The 18,682-nt window shown below is 40.3% G+C and carries 21 protein-coding genes; 10 read left to right on the forward strand and 11 right to left on the reverse strand.

The window, feature by feature from the left end; all coding sequences use genetic code 11:
• The first annotated feature begins 134 nt into the window (after positions 1-134).
• Complete coding sequence (locus AACM45_RS00185; RefSeq protein ID WP_339140030.1) at positions 135-584, forward strand: ferritin-like domain-containing protein; 450 nt, start codon at positions 135-137, stop codon at positions 582-584.
• An 85-nt stretch (positions 585-669) separates the two neighbouring features.
• On the opposite strand, the gene AACM45_RS00190 is transcribed toward AACM45_RS00185, so the two are convergent.
• The 5 genes from AACM45_RS00190 to AACM45_RS00210 form a co-directional block, all read right to left on the reverse strand.
• The gene (locus tag AACM45_RS00190; RefSeq protein ID WP_339140032.1) at positions 670-822 is read right to left on the reverse strand and encodes a YqaE/Pmp3 family membrane protein; all 153 of its coding nucleotides are present in this window, start codon (positions 820-822) and stop codon (positions 670-672) included.
• A 52-nt stretch (positions 823-874) separates the two neighbouring features.
• Complete coding sequence (locus AACM45_RS00195; RefSeq protein ID WP_445227716.1) at positions 875-1,489, reverse strand: nitroreductase family protein; 615 nt, start codon at positions 1,487-1,489, stop codon at positions 875-877.
• Between the two features lie 185 nt (positions 1,490-1,674).
• Positions 1,675-3,426 carry an FAD/NAD(P)-binding protein gene (locus AACM45_RS00200; protein WP_339140035.1) on the reverse strand — a complete coding sequence of 584 codons (1,752 nt, stop codon included), beginning with the start codon at positions 3,424-3,426 and terminating at the stop codon, positions 1,675-1,677.
• A 51-nt stretch (positions 3,427-3,477) separates the two neighbouring features.
• Positions 3,478-4,485: an App1 family protein gene (locus AACM45_RS00205; protein WP_339140037.1), complete on the reverse strand. Its 1,008-nt coding sequence runs from the start codon at positions 4,483-4,485 to the stop codon at positions 3,478-3,480.
• Positions 4,486-4,512: 27 nt separating this feature from the next.
• A complete protein-coding gene (locus tag AACM45_RS00210; protein WP_339140039.1) occupies positions 4,513-4,650 on the reverse strand; it encodes a hypothetical protein in 138 nt (45 codons plus the stop codon).
• 176 nt (positions 4,651-4,826) lie between these two features.
• On the opposite strand from AACM45_RS00210, the gene AACM45_RS00215 reads away from it, so the two are divergent.
• The 4 genes from AACM45_RS00215 to AACM45_RS00230 all read left to right on the forward strand — a co-directional run bounded on the left by AACM45_RS00215 (position 4,827) and on the right by AACM45_RS00230 (position 8,984).
• The gene (locus tag AACM45_RS00215; RefSeq protein WP_339140040.1) at positions 4,827-5,720 is read left to right on the forward strand and encodes a YihY/virulence factor BrkB family protein; all 894 of its coding nucleotides are present in this window, start codon (positions 4,827-4,829) and stop codon (positions 5,718-5,720) included.
• Between the two features lie 27 nt (positions 5,721-5,747).
• Positions 5,748-6,569 (forward strand): formate/nitrite transporter family protein, encoded by an 822-nt coding sequence (locus tag AACM45_RS00220; RefSeq protein ID WP_339140041.1) that lies wholly within the window; start codon positions 5,748-5,750, stop codon positions 6,567-6,569.
• Positions 6,570-6,831: 262 nt separating this feature from the next.
• Positions 6,832-7,395 (forward strand): type 1 glutamine amidotransferase domain-containing protein, encoded by a 564-nt coding sequence (locus AACM45_RS00225; RefSeq protein ID WP_339140043.1) that lies wholly within the window; start codon positions 6,832-6,834, stop codon positions 7,393-7,395.
• A gap of 65 nt (positions 7,396-7,460) precedes the next feature.
• A complete protein-coding gene (locus AACM45_RS00230) occupies positions 7,461-8,984 on the forward strand; it encodes a GH3 family domain-containing protein (RefSeq protein WP_339140044.1) in 1,524 nt (507 codons plus the stop codon).
• Here AACM45_RS00230 and AACM45_RS00235 read toward each other — a convergent pair.
• The 3 genes from AACM45_RS00235 to cls form a co-directional block, all read right to left on the reverse strand.
• Complete coding sequence (locus AACM45_RS00235) at positions 8,981-9,586, reverse strand: hypothetical protein (protein ID WP_339140045.1); 606 nt, start codon at positions 9,584-9,586, stop codon at positions 8,981-8,983. The genes AACM45_RS00230 and AACM45_RS00235 overlap by 4 nt on opposite strands.
• Positions 9,587-9,659: 73 nt before the next feature.
• Positions 9,660-10,124 (reverse strand): hypothetical protein, encoded by a 465-nt coding sequence (locus AACM45_RS00240; RefSeq protein WP_339140046.1) that lies wholly within the window; start codon positions 10,122-10,124, stop codon positions 9,660-9,662.
• Positions 10,125-10,216: 92 nt separating this feature from the next.
• Complete coding sequence (gene cls, locus AACM45_RS00245; RefSeq protein ID WP_339140047.1) at positions 10,217-11,635, reverse strand: cardiolipin synthase; 1,419 nt, start codon at positions 11,633-11,635, stop codon at positions 10,217-10,219.
• A gap of 141 nt (positions 11,636-11,776) precedes the next feature.
• Here cls and AACM45_RS00250 point away from each other — a divergent pair, with 141 nt between their 5' ends.
• Genes AACM45_RS00250 through AACM45_RS00260 form a run of 3 tightly spaced genes read left to right on the forward strand, consistent with a single transcriptional unit; the run spans position 11,777 to position 14,793 of the window.
• Complete coding sequence (locus tag AACM45_RS00250) at positions 11,777-12,184, forward strand: arsenate reductase family protein (protein ID WP_339140048.1); 408 nt, start codon at positions 11,777-11,779, stop codon at positions 12,182-12,184.
• Position 12,185: 1 nt separating this feature from the next.
• On the forward strand, positions 12,186-13,703 hold the full coding sequence (locus AACM45_RS00255; RefSeq protein WP_339140049.1) for a DUF748 domain-containing protein: 1,518 nt from the start codon (positions 12,186-12,188) through the stop codon (positions 13,701-13,703).
• A gap of 4 nt (positions 13,704-13,707) precedes the next feature.
• Complete coding sequence (locus tag AACM45_RS00260; protein ID WP_339140050.1) at positions 13,708-14,793, forward strand: DUF748 domain-containing protein; 1,086 nt, start codon at positions 13,708-13,710, stop codon at positions 14,791-14,793.
• A gap of 380 nt (positions 14,794-15,173) precedes the next feature.
• Here AACM45_RS00260 and AACM45_RS00265 read toward each other — a convergent pair whose 3' ends face one another.
• Positions 15,174-15,371 (reverse strand): hypothetical protein, encoded by a 198-nt coding sequence (locus tag AACM45_RS00265; RefSeq protein ID WP_339140051.1) that lies wholly within the window; start codon positions 15,369-15,371, stop codon positions 15,174-15,176.
• Between the two features lie 25 nt (positions 15,372-15,396).
• Positions 15,397-15,558, reverse strand: a complete 162-nt coding sequence (locus AACM45_RS00270; RefSeq protein WP_339140052.1) for a DUF1328 domain-containing protein — start codon at positions 15,556-15,558, stop codon at positions 15,397-15,399.
• A gap of 159 nt (positions 15,559-15,717) precedes the next feature.
• On the opposite strand from AACM45_RS00270, the gene AACM45_RS00275 reads away from it, so the two are divergent.
• Complete coding sequence (locus tag AACM45_RS00275; RefSeq protein ID WP_339140053.1) at positions 15,718-16,761, forward strand: helix-turn-helix domain-containing protein; 1,044 nt, start codon at positions 15,718-15,720, stop codon at positions 16,759-16,761.
• Between the two features lie 144 nt (positions 16,762-16,905).
• On the forward strand, positions 16,906-17,934 hold the full coding sequence (locus tag AACM45_RS00280) for a helix-turn-helix domain-containing protein (protein ID WP_339140054.1): 1,029 nt from the start codon (positions 16,906-16,908) through the stop codon (positions 17,932-17,934).
• Here the strand turns inward: AACM45_RS00280 and AACM45_RS00285 are convergent.
• Positions 17,924-18,640, reverse strand: a complete 717-nt coding sequence (locus AACM45_RS00285) for an SOS response-associated peptidase family protein (RefSeq protein WP_339140055.1) — start codon at positions 18,638-18,640, stop codon at positions 17,924-17,926. The genes AACM45_RS00280 and AACM45_RS00285 overlap by 11 nt on opposite strands.
• Positions 18,641-18,682 lie beyond the last annotated feature (42 nt).

Consider the following 18,682-nt stretch of genomic DNA (forward strand, 5'->3'; position numbering starts at 1 on the left):
TTTGATTCTATCCCACTTTTAAAGGACTCTTTTGGTGTTTTCAAATCGATTAATATCTGAATTGTTAGCGTCGATCTTATCACATTAGGCAGCCTAAATTTGAAGTATTGATAATGTATTAAAACATATAAAGAATGAATAATTTTACTGAAAATGTAGCCGAAAGGTTAAACGGATTGATTGAAAAGAATATTGATGCCAAAAAGGGTTTTAGCAAAGCATCGGAAAATGCTTCTTCATCGGAATTGAAAAATTATTTTTCAACCAAGAGTGATGAAAGACAAAATTTCGTTACCCAATTAGAGACGATTGTTGGAAGGACCGGAGAGGAAATTGAAGATTCTGGTAGTCTTACGGGTACGGCGCATAGAACTTGGATGGATGTCAAATCCTTCTTCTCATCCGACAATGACGAAGCCATGTTGGAAGCTGCGATCACGGGCGAAAAAGCGGCAATGGATGAATACAAGGAAATTTTGGATGAACCGTTACCCTTAGGGGCAAAAGAAGTACTTCAAAGACAATTGACCAGAATTGAATCGGGCTTGAACCGCATCAAGGTCTTAGAAGATTTAGCGGATTAGGGGTACAATACCTAAGTTGTTTTACCCATTAAGAAGGGCGAATGGTTCTACCACTCGCCCTTTTTATTTCTGATACCGGCCTTATTTATTGATTCACATAAAAAGCGTGAATAACACCGGGAAGCCAACCTATTAGGGTCAGTACGATACTGATTAAAAAGGTGCTTCCGAGGCCATGCTTTAAAAACACGCCCAATGGCGGTAATAGAATGTTTAAAATGATGGTTACAATTGACATATTTCGATTTTTAGAAGGATTAGTAATGATTTTATAACATACTCTGACAGTATTAGGTATCGAGTTGGGCCCTGTCTACATAAGCTCCATTGAAAGCGAATTCAGCTATGGGTTTTCTTTCCCTATTTGGATTCAATTCTTGTTCTTTTAGCTCATCGTTGAGGTTGTCCATGGTTCCTCCGTAAAAACCTAAAGCTACCATGGTCGCAACGTGGTATTCGTCGGGCAGTTGAAGATCCCTTTTTGCTTTTTCAAAATCAAATCCCGCCATATGGTGCAGGCCTATGCCCATACTCTGTGCTTGAATACCCATATTACCCATGAACAGCCCCAGATCATGAAGGGCATGAAAATTATCCTTGCCGTCAGGCTTTTTGGTATTGTAGGCCGTTGCCACTAATAATGGTGCGCTTTTGGCCCATGATTGATTGAAATCGTTCATACAATCGAATAGCATATCATAAGCCTTGCTCCCCTTGGTGCCCCAAAAAATCATCCAGGGTTGTAAATTAAATGAGCTTGCCGCCCATCTACCTGCCTCCAATAAGATCTTAATATCATTACTGGAAATCGGGATGTCTGAAAATGTTCTAGGGCTCCACCGGTTTTCAATGTGCGATACTAATTTGTAGTCCGTCTTAGCTTCTTTTTTTATAATTGTCTCCAAGGTCATCGTAGTTTTATAGTTTACCCCAAGATGCTTGAAATTGGGTTCTTCCAGTTGCTGAAATGATTTAAAAGTTGATGCTATAACATAACTTTTATCCTTAGGGAATGTTGAATATCAGTTATTAGGTAGAAAATACGACTGACGGCTATTGTTGACGTTTAAATGCGTTTCAAAAAAAATTGTTACATGGTGACATTATCCAATCGATTAAAAACCCCTTTTGCCCAGTATTGTGACCGTACACCAAAGCACTCGGCAATGGCATCAACACCCACTAAGGTACCCTTTGCCAGTCTGCCAAGTACGGCGATCGGTAGTGCACTATGCGGTGATCGGGAAATCAAGGTTCCGTCTTTTTCGGTTGCTATTGCCAAGTCGGTATATAAGGGGCGAACACTTGGTTCTTGACGCAGCTGTTCCACTAGTTCACTTTTTACCCTATTAAGCTTTGGGGTATCCAATACCGAATTGATCATGGCTTCTACCTTGATTGTTTTATTCTCCTTTGAAAGCTCCCAACCGGTACCCGTTACGATGATTTCAGGATTGTTTACAACATCAAGGATCAATAACTTTGCGTCGGCCAGTGCCAGAAGTTGCTGAAGGCTACTCACGGGCGGGCCATAAGAATATCTTTTCAAACGCTCATCCAATGCAATGATTTCAGCAACGACCCTATCTTTCAATGGGGCGAATGACAGTATACTGTACATAGTGGGTTGGCAATGGCGCCAAACGTGCCCTATGACATAGTCTAAACTTAGCTTTGTGGTATGCGTTGCCATGGCGACAAATTTTTGAAGTAAGGTCTTAACGGGCAATCGTTTTGAGAGTATCAAGTCATGTTCAAAATCATCATCAAGTAACCAAGCCTCTATAATGGTCTCAAGGGCTTGACTTGATAACTTGTGTGGTAAGGTGCGCTTATTTAGTTGCATAAATTTAGTTGCGATTATTGGGCTTATCGCTTCAATAAGAAACTTTGGTGAATCTATGGTATTGTGGCTATTGAACCTTGCCTTGATAAAGGCCACATAGTTTTCAAGTTCCCCGTCTGTGACGACGTAGTGGGCATCAATTTCCTTGTTCAGGGGTTTAGGTGCCATTGGCAATCCATCAAGGGAAAAGGGAACGATGAATTCGGGTTCTTTACCATTGGGTTCGTATACCATTTTTTGTGTGCTGTGATCGACGACCCTGAACGTGCCGCCAAGCCCTTCGCTTAGGGCCCGACAAACATCGATCATTGCCAGACCGAAACCACGAATACCGACTGATGGCCTGTAGGGGTTGCCTAATTTGGCCTGAAACATTTTCACGGGATAAGGCTTTTTGAACAAATGCAGGGCGACATGATCATTTGATTGGGCTATCCAAGATGTCATTTGTTGATCGTGATACGTGGGTTGGTGCCCTATGCAAAGCACTGCTTCACCAACCGTATGCCTAGCATTATTGGAATCTGTTATCGTGACCGCTTCATTGGTAAAGGTTACTGCGGTCACTTTCGTTTCTATGAGCCTGTACAAACCCAAAGGCTTTAATATCGCGACAATACTTAGGTAACGGTCATATAGGTATTCCCCCAACTTAGAGCGCAATGGGAACGCATCAATGGCATCCTCATCCACGTTTGTTGCATTAAAACCACTCCATTCTTGAAATGTTGGAAAATAGGGGATATGAAAGTGATGAAAAGAAATCGCTTCCCGTGCGGGTATGTCCAGCGCCCTTGTGGTAACATTCAACCAGTTGGTCTTCGGCTGTCTTAAATCATAGACCGGCCCCGCTCCAGGATATTTAAAAGGTTCAAAAGCCAGTATTTGAACTGTTTGGTTCTGCCTTGACGCCTCTAGGCACAAAGACTCCATGGCAGAAAGCCCCCTGGGCCCGACACCTATAATACCTATGGTTTTGGCTACTTCATTTTTCATGTTTCAACGTAACTGAGTTTCTATAAAGGGCATTGCATATCAACCAATTCATTATGGTTTGATATATCCCTTTTCAATGGCATGCAAAATCGCCTCATTGGTATGCGAGATCAACTTGATATCGACGTTTTCAAAGTTGGCTATCAACCTCGTTATACGTTTGATCTTTCTTTTATCTGAAACCGACCGAATGTAGATGGTAGCCACTTGATTTGGGAATCTTTTGGCGATTTCCAAATAAATTTCGGGATCCAAATCCTCCCCATCACCAATAAGTAAAAATGGCAACTTTGGGTAGGTTTGTAAGATGTGGCTTATTTTAATGAATTTGTTGCCTTCAAGAAATGAGTCCTTTCTTTTGTTTTCCAATCCAATATCACGTAACAACAATGGTCCCTGGGGAAAGTTTTTACCTTCTAAAAAGGCCTGTAGATAGTCGTACAGGTTCCATGGGCTGTTTGATAAATAAAAAAAAGGGTTTTGCCCTTTTCCTGAAAAGCCTTTGGCGAGCTTCACGTAAAAATCCCGTACCCCTTCCAATGGCATTCTTGCAGTGCTATCGGAGAACATGGTACTTACGATGACCTTCCATCTAAGAAAAGAGTCTAGCCCAGTGTGCAATACCGTTTCATCCATATCACTAATGACCCCAAATTGGGCTGATGCCAACGGTCGTATGGCTGATGAGGTTATGGTGAATGATATTTCACCTCTTTCAATCAGGGAATAGGTTAGGGGAATTGACGCAGCTGATGCATCACATAAAGAGGGATCGTAGGCCACGTCCAAATATACATATCCTTCCTTATCGGATATTAATGTGGTTTCCCCTCCTGGCCAGGATACATGTACTTTTGCCCCGTGAATCTCATCGGTTTCAAACCGTTTGAAAGATCGGTGCAGATTACCGATGACACCTTCGGCCTCTACGTTCGCAATGCCCTCGTCTTCAAGAACCCTAGCTTGGCCATAAAGTCTTTCAGCATTGGCATATCCTTTAAATGGCATTATAATTACAGGGTCTTCGTTATCAAGTAATTTTGATAAATAGGTAATCATTATTATTTTATTTCAGGGGCTATCGGTTTAGATGACGTTGAATACAAAACCGAGTAGCCAGTATAACAATAGAAATACGAATAGGGTTCCAATACATCCACATTTACCACCACCGAGTTTTTTTGCACCCCAACCTGCTAAGACCGCCCTTATTAAATTCTTCATTTTTAATCGGTATCTGGATATCGAAATTAGCACTACGATAAACGGTTAATGTGCGCACAACAATTAATTCTTAACGTATTCACTTTTTTAAGGCCTTTTTGTTCCCTTTGCTAACATTTAGTACTTAAATTAAGGGTTTCGAATAGTAGTTCGGGATTTTATCGAGTTTTGATGGTATGCAAAAACAAGAACACTTTAGATGGGGCCATTTATGGGGGCTATTAGTGACTACCTACCAATCTTGGATTAGTAAAGAGCCTTTTCGATTAAGTGCCGTCGTGGCCTATTACGCCGTTTTGTCCCTACCGGGCCTTCTGGTGATCATTGTAAATCTTGTAGGCTTGATATGGGGGGCTGACATAGTTCAAGGGGCGTTGACCGAAGAGATTGCGAATGCCTTAGGTAGTGATACGGCGCAATCGATCCAGAACATCATTGCCGAGACTAGGGACAGCAATAAGAGTGGTATTGCGACGGTTTTAGGGATTGCTACCCTCATATATGGTGCTACTGGGGTATTTTACCATTTACAATTGTCCATAAATGAAATATGGAACCTTCAGCAAAATCAAAAGTCCAACATTCTTAAACTGGTCATAGATAGGGCCAAAAGTTTTGCGTTTATACTCGCCATAGGGTTTCTGTTATTGATAAGTTTTTTTATCACTGCGGCAGTATCAGCATTGCGCGACTACTTACGGCAGATTTTACCCGATTTGGTGGTCTATATCACCCTATTTATGGATACCGTGGTTTCTTTTGGAATCGTGACCGTTTTGTTCGCCCTAATGTTCAAGTACATGCCCGATATCAAAGTACCATGGAAAACCGTTCGTCTGGGTGCCATTATCACGGGGATTTTGTTTTTAATCGGTAAAACGATGATCGGATTCTATTTTGGCAAAGTAGAACCAGGTTCCACCTATGGTGCCGCAGGAACTATCGTACTTATTCTACTTTGGGTCTCTTACGCCTGTCTCATTTTGTTCTTTGGTGCACAGTTTACCAATGTGTATGCCAAGAAATATGGGTCTAATGGAAACCGCTCAAACAGCCTAAGCCCTAAATGAAAATCTTATTTATAAAAAAAGTATATCATGGATAAAAAAGAAAAGGACGAATCGGATAAAAAATCGAATCTAGAAGGTGATATGGGCGGTCATGATGAAATTTTGATCGACCAACTGTGCGAAGGGTTGGAAGTTTATCAGAAACAGTCCATGGCCACTTTTCTAAGTGCACTTAGTGCAGGTATGGAGATTGGGTTCAGTTTTTTGTTAGTGGCCATTTGTTACAGCCAATTCAAGGGGGTTATTGATGAAGATTGGATTCCTTATACCGCTGCTTTCGTGTATCCTTTAGGTTTTATTCTGGTCATTGTCGGAAAATCGATTCTATTCACCGAGCAGACCTCATTGTTGGCCTTGCCCGTAATCGGGGGCCGGCGTTCTTTTCAAGAGTTGATGAAACTTTGGGCCATCGTTATTGCCGGAAATATTTTGGGTGGTTTTATCATCGGTATAATGCTGTTGGCCATAGGGCAGTCTTTACATGTCATTACCTTAGGGGGTATTGAGGCCATTGCTACCCATGTGGCAGGTTATCCTATACTTACTATTTTCGGCAGTGCAATACTTGCAGGGTGGTTGATGGGCCTATTGTCTTGGTCCCTCTCTTCGATCAAGCATGCAGTCGGGCAAATAATGGTGGTCTATATCATCACCTTGATTATAGGCCTTGGGGGATTTCACCATAGTATCGTCGGAAATATTGAAATTTTTACCGGAATGTTGACCGGTTCCATCAATTTTATGGACTATTTGATTACGTTGATTGCAATGTTATTGGGCAATACTTTTGGAGGGGTGTTTTTCGTGGCGTTCCTCAAGTATCGAACGTACAAGGCGAATGAGAACTGATAGAGCACTTATTTTTTCTAATTGAGCAATTGTAAAAATGGGGCTAATTTTAATTTTACTCCGTTCATCATTGGGAATGACCGACCACGTTTCCGGTTTGGCAAGACGGCATACCCTAAAGGCTTGTCTACCCCAATACTATCATACAAGTAAAAAGGCCCCTCTTTGGGGTCTTTTGTCATTTAAGTCAAAGATCAGTTGATTCGAGTAAAGGGGGTTTGTCTTCCCCAGTTAATTTTACAGCTGAATTAAAAATATGACTATGAAACTACAAGACAAAAATGTAGCTATTCTGGCTACCGACGGATTTGAGAAATCAGAATTATTTGAACCTTTAAAAGCACTAAAAGCCGAAGGGGCCACAGTGCATATTATTTCTAGTAAAGAAGGGGAAATAAAAAGTTGGGATGGTGACAATTGGGGAAAATCAATTACCGTAGATCGAACATTGGAAGACGTGAAAGCCGATGATTACCATACCTTGATACTACCAGGTGGTGTTGCCAACCCTGATTTATTACGAAGCCATGAACCTGCCTTAGACTTTATAAGGGATTTTTTCAAGCAAAGTAAACCCGTAGCGGCAATTTGCCACGCTCCTTGGTTGCTGATCAGTGCCGGGGTCATAGCGAACAGGGATGTGACGTCGTACCACAGCATTAAAGATGACGTCATCAACGCAGGCGCCAATTGGTTCGATAAGCCCGTTGTGGTGGATAACGGTCTGACGACAAGCAGAAAACCCGAAGATTTACCGCAGTTTATCGATAAGGTCATCGAAGAACTATGTGAAGGAAAACATGACGCACAAGTCGTAAATGCATAAATGGATTGCGAACAAAAGATGGGTGTGTACAACACCCATCTTTTTAAAAAAGTATAACTACGGCAATGATCGGTAATATTATTAAAGGGTTCATCGATATCACGGACAAATTATCAACCGATAGCAACCCGGTAGAAGAGCAGAAAGAAGTTTTAAAAGATTTGCTCGCCCATGCGTCATCAACTGCATTCGGTAAAAAATTTGGATTCGAAACGATATTGAAAGAAGAAAATGTTCAGCAGGCATTTTCTGATGCCGTGCCTTACTACGATTACAATACCATTGCCAATGAATGGTGGCACAAGGTAGTCGATGGGGAGCGCGATATTACCTGGCCAGGAAATCCAGATTATTTTGCATTGAGTTCGGGGACCACGGGCAAAAAAAGCAAACGGATTCCAGTGACCGATGCCATGATTTCCTCCATACGAAACGCAGGCATACAACAGGTTATGGCTTTGAGTAATTTTGACCTTCCACCCGATTTTTTTGAGAAAGAGATTATGATGTTGGGTAGTTCAACGGATTTAGATGTTAGGGACGGCCATCAAGAAGGCGAAATCAGTGGTATCAGTGCCAGTAATATTCCATTCTGGTTCAAAGGCTATTATAAACCTGGTGAGGAAATTGCCAAGATCGATGATTGGGATGAACGTGTGCGACATATTGCCAAAAATGCCAAAAACTGGGATATCGGTGCTTTAAGCGGCATTCCGTCTTGGATGGAACTAATGCTTAAAGAAGTTATTGATTACCACGGTGTCGATCATATACACGAAATATGGCCAAACCTACGTGTTTATACTTCTGGCGGGGTTGCCTTCGATCCCTACGAGAAAAGCTTTAAGGCACTTTTGGGCAAACCGGTGCAAATCATAGATACCTATCTCGCTTCTGAAGGCTTTATTGCCTTTCAGAGTAGGCCAGGGACCACCGCAATGAAATTAGTGACCGATAATGGTATTTATTTTGAATTTGTGCCTTTTGAGCCAGAATATATCAAACCGGACGGATCGTTAAGTCAAGATGCGCCTTCACTGACCTTGGGCGAAGTGGAGACCGACGTGGATTACGTGCTTATAATTTCTACCGTCTCAGGCGCATGGCGTTATTTGATCGGTGATACCATTGAGTTCACCGATGTGTCAAAGGCCGAGATAAAAATAACCGGGCGTACCAAATTCTTTTTGAACACGGTAGGTTCACAACTATCAGTAAACAAGATGAATGATGCAGTAAAGAACTTAGAGCAATCATTGGGACTCAAAATACCGGAATACACCTTATGTGCCAAGCGGTACGACGATGGTTTTTACCATACCTGGTATTTAGGTGCTGAGGGTGATGCCGATCCTGAAAAGGCGGCAGAAGCGTTGGATGCCCATTTGAAGGATGCCAATAAGAATTATAAAGTTGCCCGTAGCAAGGCTTTGGAAGGTGTAAAGGTGCATTTTGTACACCCTAATGTATTTTCAGAATGGAACGGGGCCAATAAGAAAAAAGGAGGACAGGTTAAAATGGAGCGGGTTATGGGTGAGGAAAAATTCGAGGAATGGGAAGCCTTCGTTGCGGGGCAAAACACGAATTAATCGTTCATAGAATTCCTTTTTTTGACCATTTCCATAATTTCCTCAGGGGAAAGATAAAATTCCCTGATCCTGTTTTTATAGGCTTCATCGATATCGGCATGGTCCAATATAAAGCGCTTTGTTTTAATGATGTACTCTGCCATACCCATTCTCACCGCGAAAGAATCTGCAGCCCGTTCTGCATTTTTAACGTGTTCTTTCAACAGTACATAACGGATGCCAAAATTAATCAGATTTAATCCGCTCCGTTCTTGGTAGTCCATCACGTGCCCCAGTTCATGGCCAAGCCAACCTATCATAATATCGTCGGGTACTTCGGTGGTTTTAAATTCTTTTCCCGTAATCTTGAATTTTTCGCTGATCAATATCTTATAGCCCCGTTTTTCTTTTTTCCTAAAAATACTACCCAATGTGGGTTGTGCCAACATTACCGATTTATTGATGTTTTTTTTGAATTTGAATTCTATTGGGGTTGAATGAAGTTCGGGGTAGAAAGCCAAAGCCGTTTCCACTTGCTTTTCTATGATTTTTGGCACCACGGTCTTGGGTTTGTTGAAAATGAAATACGCCAAACCAATAAGCAAAATCGTGGTAATAATCATAAACAGTTTCTTTTTCAAATTACTTGTCTTCATAAAAAAGGGCAAAATACGTTTTGCCCTTTTTGTATTGGTCTTAGAATTGATATCTCAACCCGAGGGCTATGTCTAAATCTAGGTCATCTGAAAAATCATCGTTAAACCCAAGTTCAGGACGAATATCCAAGGATATAAGTAACGGAATGTCGAAATTATATTCGATACCGACGTCTCCTGCGACTAGGGCGAATGTCCCATCATTTTCACCGGCATCGAACGAGCCCAAACCTCCACCGGCACCTACATACCAATGGAATCCGCCGTCTATGGGCATTACCCATTGATAAAGACCGACTAATTTGAAAGCCTCAACATTGTCTGAATCCCTAAATCCCAGATCAAACTCCAATCTATTGTTTTCCTTCAAATACCGCTGATAAGATATTTCACCACCGAAACCATCATTATCACCGATTCTAATACCCAAGGCATTTTTTGAAATACTTTGCGCACTTAACGATGCGGTAATAAACAACAAGAAATAAAAAACCGTATTTTTCATGATATTTAAATTTTAGGCAAAGCTAACTATCCCGAAACACTGCCTTAGCCCATTCCATTCAGTATTTACCACAAACACAATTTTTATGTGGATTATAACAGGGGCTTGAAGAATTTAAAGACCCTTTCCATAAATTTTTTCCATCGCGGTCTTTTTTTAAAATGCGTTAAATCCAATTTGCGGGAGTTTCTGCAAATACGGTAAAATTCGTCGCCAATACCTTTGGCAATCGATTTATCATAAATTATGACATTAGTCTCATAATTGTGTTCAAAACTTCGGTTATCGAAATTACCGGAACCGATTGAGACGATGTCCTCATCGATAAGTAAAACCTTACCATGCGAAAAATCAGGCCTCAAGAAGATATGTACGCCAACATCCAAAAGTTCTTCGAATTGAGAGAACATGGCATACATGGCTGCTTTGGAGTCGGACTCCTCGGGTAGAAGAAGGGTGACTGCTATACCCTGTAACGCTACTATCTTGAGGGATTGCAAAAATGCCTCACCTGGTAAAAAGTACGGATTCGTGATACAAACGCTTTTTTGCGCATTGTTCATCATGGCAATATATTGTTGCATGATGATGGGCTGCTCAGAATCTGGCCCCCCAGACACCACTTGGGCACTGACTGAACCTTTAGGTGTTGATTCGATTTCAAATTCAGAAATGTCCAATTCATCCTGACTTGCAAATGAATAGTCTTTTAAGAATACACGATGCAGGCTCTGAACTATGGGTCCCTGAAGTTTCAGGTGAACATCTTTCCATTGGCCCAATGCCCCGGTGTCCTTCACATATTTATCGGTGATATTCAAACCTCCGGTAAAGGCTACCTTACCGTCGATGACCACTATTTTTCGATGGTTTCTGAAATTCAATGAAAAGAGAAGGTTGCCGAATCGTATGGGCATTATCGGATATATCGATGCACCTATCTTTTGGAATTTTTTCTTTATTCCTCCTCTAATGGCATAGCTACCGAAAGAATCATAAATGATCCTAACCTTAACACCCTGCTTGATTTTCTGCTCAAACAGCTGTAGCATGCGTTGCAAGATCTCCCCTTGTTCAAATAAATAATATTGAACGTGAATGAATTTTTCAGCTTTCCCTAGCTCGTGAAACAGGGTGTCAAATGTTTGTTTGCCATCATGAAGGGGTGCAATGTCATTTTCTGAATACGGACTAAAACCCGAATTGTTCTGAATGAGCTTTGCGATTTTACCTTCTTTACCGGTGTGGTCAAAAGCCGTGATGTACGCACTATTTCCCTTTGAGAATAGTTCTTTGAACTTTTTTCGCTTGGCCAATTGTTTTGACGAAAAAAATTTGAACTTTCTTCGATTGACCCCAAATAAGTAATATAATAATGGACCCGCGAAAGGCAAGGTGATTACGGCAAATACCCAACTTATCGACTTGGTAGGTCTGCGGCCATAATAGATAATTACTATTATGGCCCAAAAGGTCAATACGATGTATAAAATGTATAAAGTGGTATTCAAAATAACAGCTATAATTCAAAAATAGGCAACTTAATCAAGTAAAACGGCTAAAAATATGGAGTTACAGCATTACCGATACCATTAATCGCTTATGAGTCAAGGTGAAGAGCATTTTACGATTAGTTTTATGGAAAAAATAGTATGGGCGTAATAGCGACGGATAAAAATTTGATAAAACTTTACTATAATTCCAAGTCATTGAACGATAGGGAAGCATTGACCTATTTAACATCTTCCAACGCTGATATGTTGGCCATCGACACGGCAGTAGAGCGCCTGAGCGAACTTCAATGGGAGACCATTTTAGATGGTTTGAACAAAAGGCCTGAACAGCTGATTGATGATAATGAATTGAATAAGTTGGATACCAAACCAGCCGATGCGGATTTTTCGGCCAACGATTGGCTTAAGATCTTGAAGCATAACCCAGAAATAATTAGGGGCGTTATTCTTTCTAAGGGTGACGAATACCAACTGTTCGAAAGCCCTAAGTCGGTGATTGAATACTTGGCCGATACCGCAGATAGCTCAAATACCAACAGGGAATAGTTTGCAGAAGAAATATATATTTATGGGTATCGGGGCAAGCCTGCTCGTGACCGTTTTTCTTTTCTTTCAATTTTACGTGCCCCATCGAATAAAGAGATATCTCAACACCGAAATCGCTGAACTAAGCCATATTGAGGGAAAAATCGGTGGTGTCGACATCTCATTCTTTGGAAGTGACTGGATTTTAAGGGAAATCGATTTGGTTTCCAATTCCGGTGCAAGCGAGGTGACCCTTGAAATGGAAAAAGCGATACTCCATGATGTTGATTGGTACCGTATTGTATACCAAAATTCCATTGCTGTTGGTTCCATAAAGTGTGTGAAACCAAATGTAAAGATAACAAAAACGGATACGGTTAGGGTACGGAACAAATTGCAGAAAACTAGCATTGAGATAGGTGATATTGAGTTAGAAGGAGGGGCAATAACTCTTTTCGACGAGCAAAAAAAAGATACCCTTTTTGGCAGTGCGATTTCCCAAGTTCGGTTAAACGCGATTACCACAGACCGAAGTACACCCTTTTATTTTCATAGTAGTTTGATCGATAGGGCAGAATTCACACATCTTCACGCTAAAGTCAATGAATTCGATGTGTTGCGAATACGTCGCTTGTCATTTAAGAACAATGGTATATCGGCCCTGGACCTGAGTTTGTCCACGGAATTTGATAAGGCGCGATTGTCAAAGATTCTCAAGACCGAAAGAGACCATACTGATTTCAAACTGGATGTTCTTGAAATGGAACATATCGACTTTCAAATTGCCGACGGATTGACATCCCTATCGTCGCGTCGCGTATTACTTTCCGATTTTGATTTGGCCATTTACAGGGACAAGCTATTGCCTGACGATACCCGAAGAAAACGGTATTATGGCGCATCATTACGCGACCTGCCCTTCAGGCTTGATGTCACTACGGTAGTAGTAAGAAACGGAAGGCTGAATTATGCGGAAAAGGTTAAAATGGGCATAAAACCTGAAAACCTAGTGTTTCAAAATATATCGGGCAAATTCAATAACCTGCATAATTTTAAGGATAGCCAAACCGATGTGGAACTTTCAACACAAATAATGGGAGAAGCCGCCCTTGATATCACTTTTCAACTTCACCCCTTGAATGTTCGCGAAACATTTTTGTTGGAAGGAAGTGTGACTAGCTTGAATGCGGCATCGGTCAATCCGTTTTTAAGGACAAGCACGGGCACCATGGCACAAGGTTATGTAGACCGAATGTATTTTACCGTTGATGGAAATTCAACCCGTGCACGTGGTGACGTAAAGATGAAATACAAAAATTTTAAGATTCAAATATTAAAAAAAGATTTTTTGAAGATCAATAAGGTGCTTTCCTTTTTAGGCAACCTCATTCTCAATGATGGCTCTAAAAACACTGATGGGTACCGCTATGGTACTATTGAGGTTGAACCTGACGGCACAAAATCTTTCATAAATTATCTCTGGTCTTGCTTGATGGATGGAATGCTTAACACGGTAACCGGTAACGGAAAAAAAGAATAATGCTATGAGGTTGAAAAAGAAAGTTTATAGACGGAAAAGATATATCATACCCCTTACACTGATTGCACTATTGGTAATGTTCAGATTGTTTTTGCCCTTATTGGCGAAAAACTATATCAATGGGGTATTGGCCGATATACCTGGGTATCATGGGAGTATCAAAGATATTGATATAGCCCTCATTCGAGGGGCTTATGTTATAGATTCATTGACATTGAATAGGGTAGAGGCCCTGAGTGAAGTACCGTTTTTATCCATTCCGAAAGCGGATATATCCATCGAATGGAAATCACTTTTTAAAGGAAAGATAGTGAGTGAACTATTCTTGACCTCGCCAGAGTTCATTTATGTTTTTGAAGACCAACAAAAAGCGGGTACCGATCCAGAATTCGACGATTGGACCAAGGCCTTGACCGATATCGTCCCCATTGCCATCAATAAACTCGTAATCACAGATGGTAAAGCAGCTTTTGTACAACTGAATGCAGATCCCAATATAGATTTACATTTTAATGATTTACACCTGAATGCGACCAACCTTCGCAATGTAGTACAGAAAGAACTCAAACTACCATCAGATATCGACGCCACGGCGACATCTATAGGACAAGGCAAGGTCAAATTGAACGGAAAAATGGACCTTGTAAAGAAGATTCCCGATATGGATATTAGTTTTTCCCTAGAAGATGCGTCGGCAGTCGCCTTGAATGATTTTACCAAACATTATGCGAAGGTAGATTTCGATAGTGGAGACTTTAATCTCTATAGTGAGGTCGCCATTGCCGATGGGTATCTTACCGGCTACGTGAAACCGCTTTTAAAAGATGCCAAATTAATAGGTGAAGGTGATGGTTTTTTAAGTGTATTGTGGGAAGGTTTTGTGGGCTTTTTCAAATTTATCCTTAAAAATAAGGGCAATAATACATTGGCGACGAACGTACCCTTAGAAGGGGATTTGAACAATGTTCAGGGAAAGGTTTGGCCTACGATTTTCAATACCATTAAAAACGGATGGGTAAAGGCCTTTGATAGTAAATTGGATGAAAATATTGATTTTGAGGATGCCATTGATAGTAAAGAAAATCAATAGCTAAAAGTAAGAACGGTAAAGACCTATGAGAACGATAACGAACATCGTTAACAAAAGGAAGAATAAGAATTGACCGAACCGAACCCCTTTTTTAAGTTTCACTTTTATGTTTCTTTCTTCTGTTATTATAAAACTCATTTAAACTTTTTCAATTGGCTAAAAAATTACCCTTTTTCGCGCACCTCTCGTCTTTTTCCATTCCGTAGTGCTGCTACTTGCCCTTCCGGCAGGCGCGCGCAACTCAAAAAAGGCTTTGAATAGGTAACTGATAGCTAATCGCTGTCTGCCGGTGAAGCAGGTCCGCTTCAATTCAAAAAGTGGAACGATTTAATAAAAAAAACTCTGGCTAAGACCAGAGTTTTTTTATGATTTTTTGAAGTTTAGTTATCGTCTGTCGCGTCTTCAACTTCATCCTTCACATCGTCGGCGGCATCTTCTACTTCATCACCTGCCTCTTCCAAGCCATCCTCAACTTCCTCTATGACATCTTCAGCTTTTTCTTCTTTGGTCTCCCGACAATTGACCAAGGTCATGAGGGAGAACATCATAATGGTAAATAATACTATTGACTTTTTCATTTTTGTGTTTTTATGGTTTTCTGGGTTATACTTTTCTTCTTCCGGTAATCAATGAGATTACGAACAATACGATAAATATGAAAAATAAGATTTTAGCGATTCCGGCAGCACCTGCTGCTATTCCACCAAATCCGAACAATGCGGCTATCAACGCCAATATAACGAAAGTAACTGTCCAACGTAACATAATATATATTTTTAGGTTCACGTCTGATTATCTCTTAATCAGTACATTACAAATGTCATGTTTTAATGGCCGCTTTCTTGCCGTAAAAGAATGTTATCTTAACGCTTTTCATATAAAATCGCTTTTAACTTAAGAAATGACACTATCTTTAATCCAAATATGCAATCAGAAGTGATACAAAAAGTCAACATCACCGATTATGATGCCCTTGGGTTTTTGACCGTGGTGGCAGAAGGTTTGAACTTGAATCTGACCGAAGACAATAGGGAGTACTCCGTTAACCTAACCGACGAAATTGGCCACGGTTATTTCAAGGCCTATGATTTTGACCATGGTATCGCTGTTTATGAAATTGATTGTACCTTAAAAAATCAAATCAATTTTGAGTTCGAAAAAGCTGTGGTACAACCTTTGTTGATCTTGTTCAATCGAGAAGAGGAAATTATCATATCGGGCCATGAAATCGGTAAGAATAAAGTAGCCCATTTAGAAAGTGTCATGAGTTCTGAGGGTGCAAAAAATCGGCAGCAGATTGCTTTGTTACCCAATCAATCCACCTGTTTTTTTGCAATCATCATCAATAGAAAGTTATTCGAAGAAAAGATCACTGATTTTTTGAGCAACATGCATCCCACCCTAGAGCATATATTCAGGGATGTCAATGGTATCAACCAGTTTTATGCCCAAGGGTATTACAGCTTGGATATCGCTAAATTCATTGAAGAGTTCACGACTACCTCATTGACGGAATTTATGCGTTTTGTCTTTCTCGAGGGCAAGATTTATGAGATACTCACCCATTTCTTGATACAGTATGTCGATGATGCCAAAGACCCCAAGGCACGTAAGATATTAAGACAGCAGACGGTGGAGCGTATTGAAGAGGCGAGCACGATCATTAAGGATGAGATGGACCAACTTGGCAGTATCATTTCGTTGGCAAAAAGGGTCGGCCTTAATCAAAACACCTTACAGGAAGGGTTTAAGCAACTTTATAAAAAATCGGTGAACCAATACATAAAAGAGGTTCGTATGGAACGGGCGAAGGAATTATTGGAGTCTTCGAATTTGAATATTACCGAGATTACCTATCAGGTCGGTATCAACTCAAGAAGCTATTTCTCGAAATTGTTCAAAGAACAATTTGGTATTTCACCAAAGCACTACCTCCAAAAACACCGAAATTCCAATATTTCGGCATAGTGCATTTTTCATAACCTAACTTTTAGCATTCAATTAACAAAATAACTAGGGTAATGACCCGATTTTGTTAGTTTCAATTTCAAATCTGTTAAACAAAAAATGACTTTTCCGATTTCTTTGCACCGTTATAAGTGTATAAGAAATATGCAAGAGATACGAATAGAAAACCAAAACGCAGAAGATTTACTGAGTCAGCTAAATGTATATTTAAAAGGTACTTTGACAGAGAAATGGGGTGAACAGACATTAACATTCTCAAACCACTTAGGGGAAGGTACCATTAGAAGCATTTCATTTGATTGGGGTGTTTCGTTGTTCGATTACGATGTCAATTTTAAGGAAGACGTAAAGTTGATCCATCATACCGGTGATGAGATACCCGTGGAGTTTATTTTTATTTCAAACGGAACGCTGCGGTACCAACAAGACGTGAACTCAGAGGAGGTATTTTTAGAACGTTACCGAAATATTATCATCGCGCCGAAACAACAGTCGAAAAAGACATTTATTTTTCCTAAAAAGGTGAATGTCAAAGTCAATTTCATCCAAATCGTCAAGGGGCAATATGCAAAGAAGAAGCATAACAACCTAAAATACCTTAACGAGGTTTTGTTTTCGGTCTTCAAAGAAGATGAATACGATGTGCCCTACAGGCATTTTGGCAACTATAATTTGGCCATAGCCGATAAGGTAAAAGAGATGCATGCCTCCGAGGAAAATGGAATGGTACGTACTTTGGGCATTGAGGGAAAATTGAACATCATATTGGCGATGCAAATACTGGAACACCATAAGTTTCAGAATGATACCACGTTACCGGATTCGTTAACGATAGCGGATATCAAAAAGATACACAAACTCGCGGATTTTATTGTGGATAATATTTCAGAGGCCTTGACCATACCGATACTTTCAAAGGAATCTGGACTTAGCGGAAAAAAACTACAGGTAGGGTTTAAAATGCTCTACAACAAAACCGTTAACGAATACATTAAAAAGCTCAGGCTTGAAATATCAAGGGATTTACTTAAAAATTCTGAATTAACGGTATCTGAGATCGTTTATAAGGTAGGTATTCGTAGTAGAAGCTATTTTTCAAAAATATTTTCAGAACATTATGGCATATTACCCACCGAGTATCGCTCAAAATTGAAGAGAAAACCTAGTCTGTAAAATTGGTTCCTTCAGGAAGGCCTTCATAGTGGACCGGATTCAATAGGGAATCATATAGGATATTCTTTTTGAAGAATTCACTTGCAATGGGGTTTGCACGTAGTTTTAACTTCGGTGGATTCTGGATTATATTTTTTATGGTCTCGATTCCGCTAGCGGGGTCAAGCCATGTCTGGGCCAAACTCTCGGGTAAGATCAAAGGTTTTGATTTGCTTAAATTATTATAGGTTTTAATAAAATTATCGGTATTCGTGGTGAGCAGGCCCGTACTTAAAAAACCGTCTTCAAGCGTGCTATAAATACTCCCTAAATAAAAGGGTTGTTCGTTTTGAAGCGATATGTAATAGGGATATAGTTGTCCCTTTTTCATTAAATAGGTGAAAAATCCAGATACAATGATCAAGGACCTTTGTTTTTTCAAGGGGTCATGTATCCAAATGCTATCCCTTATCTGATCTAAAGAAAAATTTAAGCTGTTGAATGAATTTTGAAACGTCAACCAATCTTCTTTGTATCCGTTGGGCATTAATCCCCATATCGCAAAATCTATCACTGTTGGGTCATTCATGGTGATGATGGAAATACTACTCTCTAAAAGTCCGTCGATGAGCATCCTCGGGCGATAAAGGTTTGGGTGTTTAAAGGGTAGTCCAGACATTGCTTCTACCTGTTCTAAATCCGCTGCATTTGAAAGTCTAAAAAACATACGCTTAAATTCTCAATGCAAGTAACCATTTTTTGGAGCTGC

Origin of the sequence: Croceitalea sp. MTPC5 (assembly GCF_036985505.1) — a bacterium.
Taxonomy (GTDB): Bacteria; Bacteroidota; Bacteroidia; order Flavobacteriales; family Flavobacteriaceae; genus Croceitalea.

Coding starts and splice junctions, on each gene's coding strand:
- AACM45_RS00185 (WP_339140030.1), top strand. CDS start 135: ATGAATAATTTTACTGAAAATGTAGCCGAAAGGTTAAACGGATTGATT.
- AACM45_RS00190 (WP_339140032.1), bottom strand. CDS start 822: ATGTCAATTGTAACCATCATTTTAAACATTCTATTACCGCCATTGGGC.
- AACM45_RS00200 (WP_339140035.1), bottom strand. CDS start 3,426: ATGAAAAATGAAGTAGCCAAAACCATAGGTATTATAGGTGTCGGGCCC.
- AACM45_RS00205 (WP_339140037.1), bottom strand. CDS start 4,485: ATGATTACCTATTTATCAAAATTACTTGATAACGAAGACCCTGTAATT.
- AACM45_RS00210 (WP_339140039.1), bottom strand. CDS start 4,650: ATGAAGAATTTAATAAGGGCGGTCTTAGCAGGTTGGGGTGCAAAAAAA.
- AACM45_RS00215 (WP_339140040.1), top strand. CDS start 4,827: ATGCAAAAACAAGAACACTTTAGATGGGGCCATTTATGGGGGCTATTA.
- AACM45_RS00220 (WP_339140041.1), top strand. CDS start 5,748: ATGGATAAAAAAGAAAAGGACGAATCGGATAAAAAATCGAATCTAGAA.
- AACM45_RS00225 (WP_339140043.1), top strand. CDS start 6,832: ATGAAACTACAAGACAAAAATGTAGCTATTCTGGCTACCGACGGATTT.
- AACM45_RS00230 (WP_339140044.1), top strand. CDS start 7,461: ATGATCGGTAATATTATTAAAGGGTTCATCGATATCACGGACAAATTA.
- AACM45_RS00235 (WP_339140045.1), bottom strand. CDS start 9,586: ATGATTATTACCACGATTTTGCTTATTGGTTTGGCGTATTTCATTTTC.
- AACM45_RS00240 (WP_339140046.1), bottom strand. CDS start 10,124: ATGAAAAATACGGTTTTTTATTTCTTGTTGTTTATTACCGCATCGTTA.
- AACM45_RS00250 (WP_339140048.1), top strand. CDS start 11,777: ATGGGCGTAATAGCGACGGATAAAAATTTGATAAAACTTTACTATAAT.
- AACM45_RS00260 (WP_339140050.1), top strand. CDS start 13,708: ATGAGGTTGAAAAAGAAAGTTTATAGACGGAAAAGATATATCATACCC.
- AACM45_RS00265 (WP_339140051.1), bottom strand. CDS start 15,371: ATGAAAAAGTCAATAGTATTATTTACCATTATGATGTTCTCCCTCATG.
- AACM45_RS00270 (WP_339140052.1), bottom strand. CDS start 15,558: ATGTTACGTTGGACAGTTACTTTCGTTATATTGGCGTTGATAGCCGCA.
- AACM45_RS00275 (WP_339140053.1), top strand. CDS start 15,718: ATGCAATCAGAAGTGATACAAAAAGTCAACATCACCGATTATGATGCC.
- AACM45_RS00280 (WP_339140054.1), top strand. CDS start 16,906: ATGCAAGAGATACGAATAGAAAACCAAAACGCAGAAGATTTACTGAGT.
- AACM45_RS00285 (WP_339140055.1), bottom strand. CDS start 18,640: ATGTTTTTTAGACTTTCAAATGCAGCGGATTTAGAACAGGTAGAAGCA.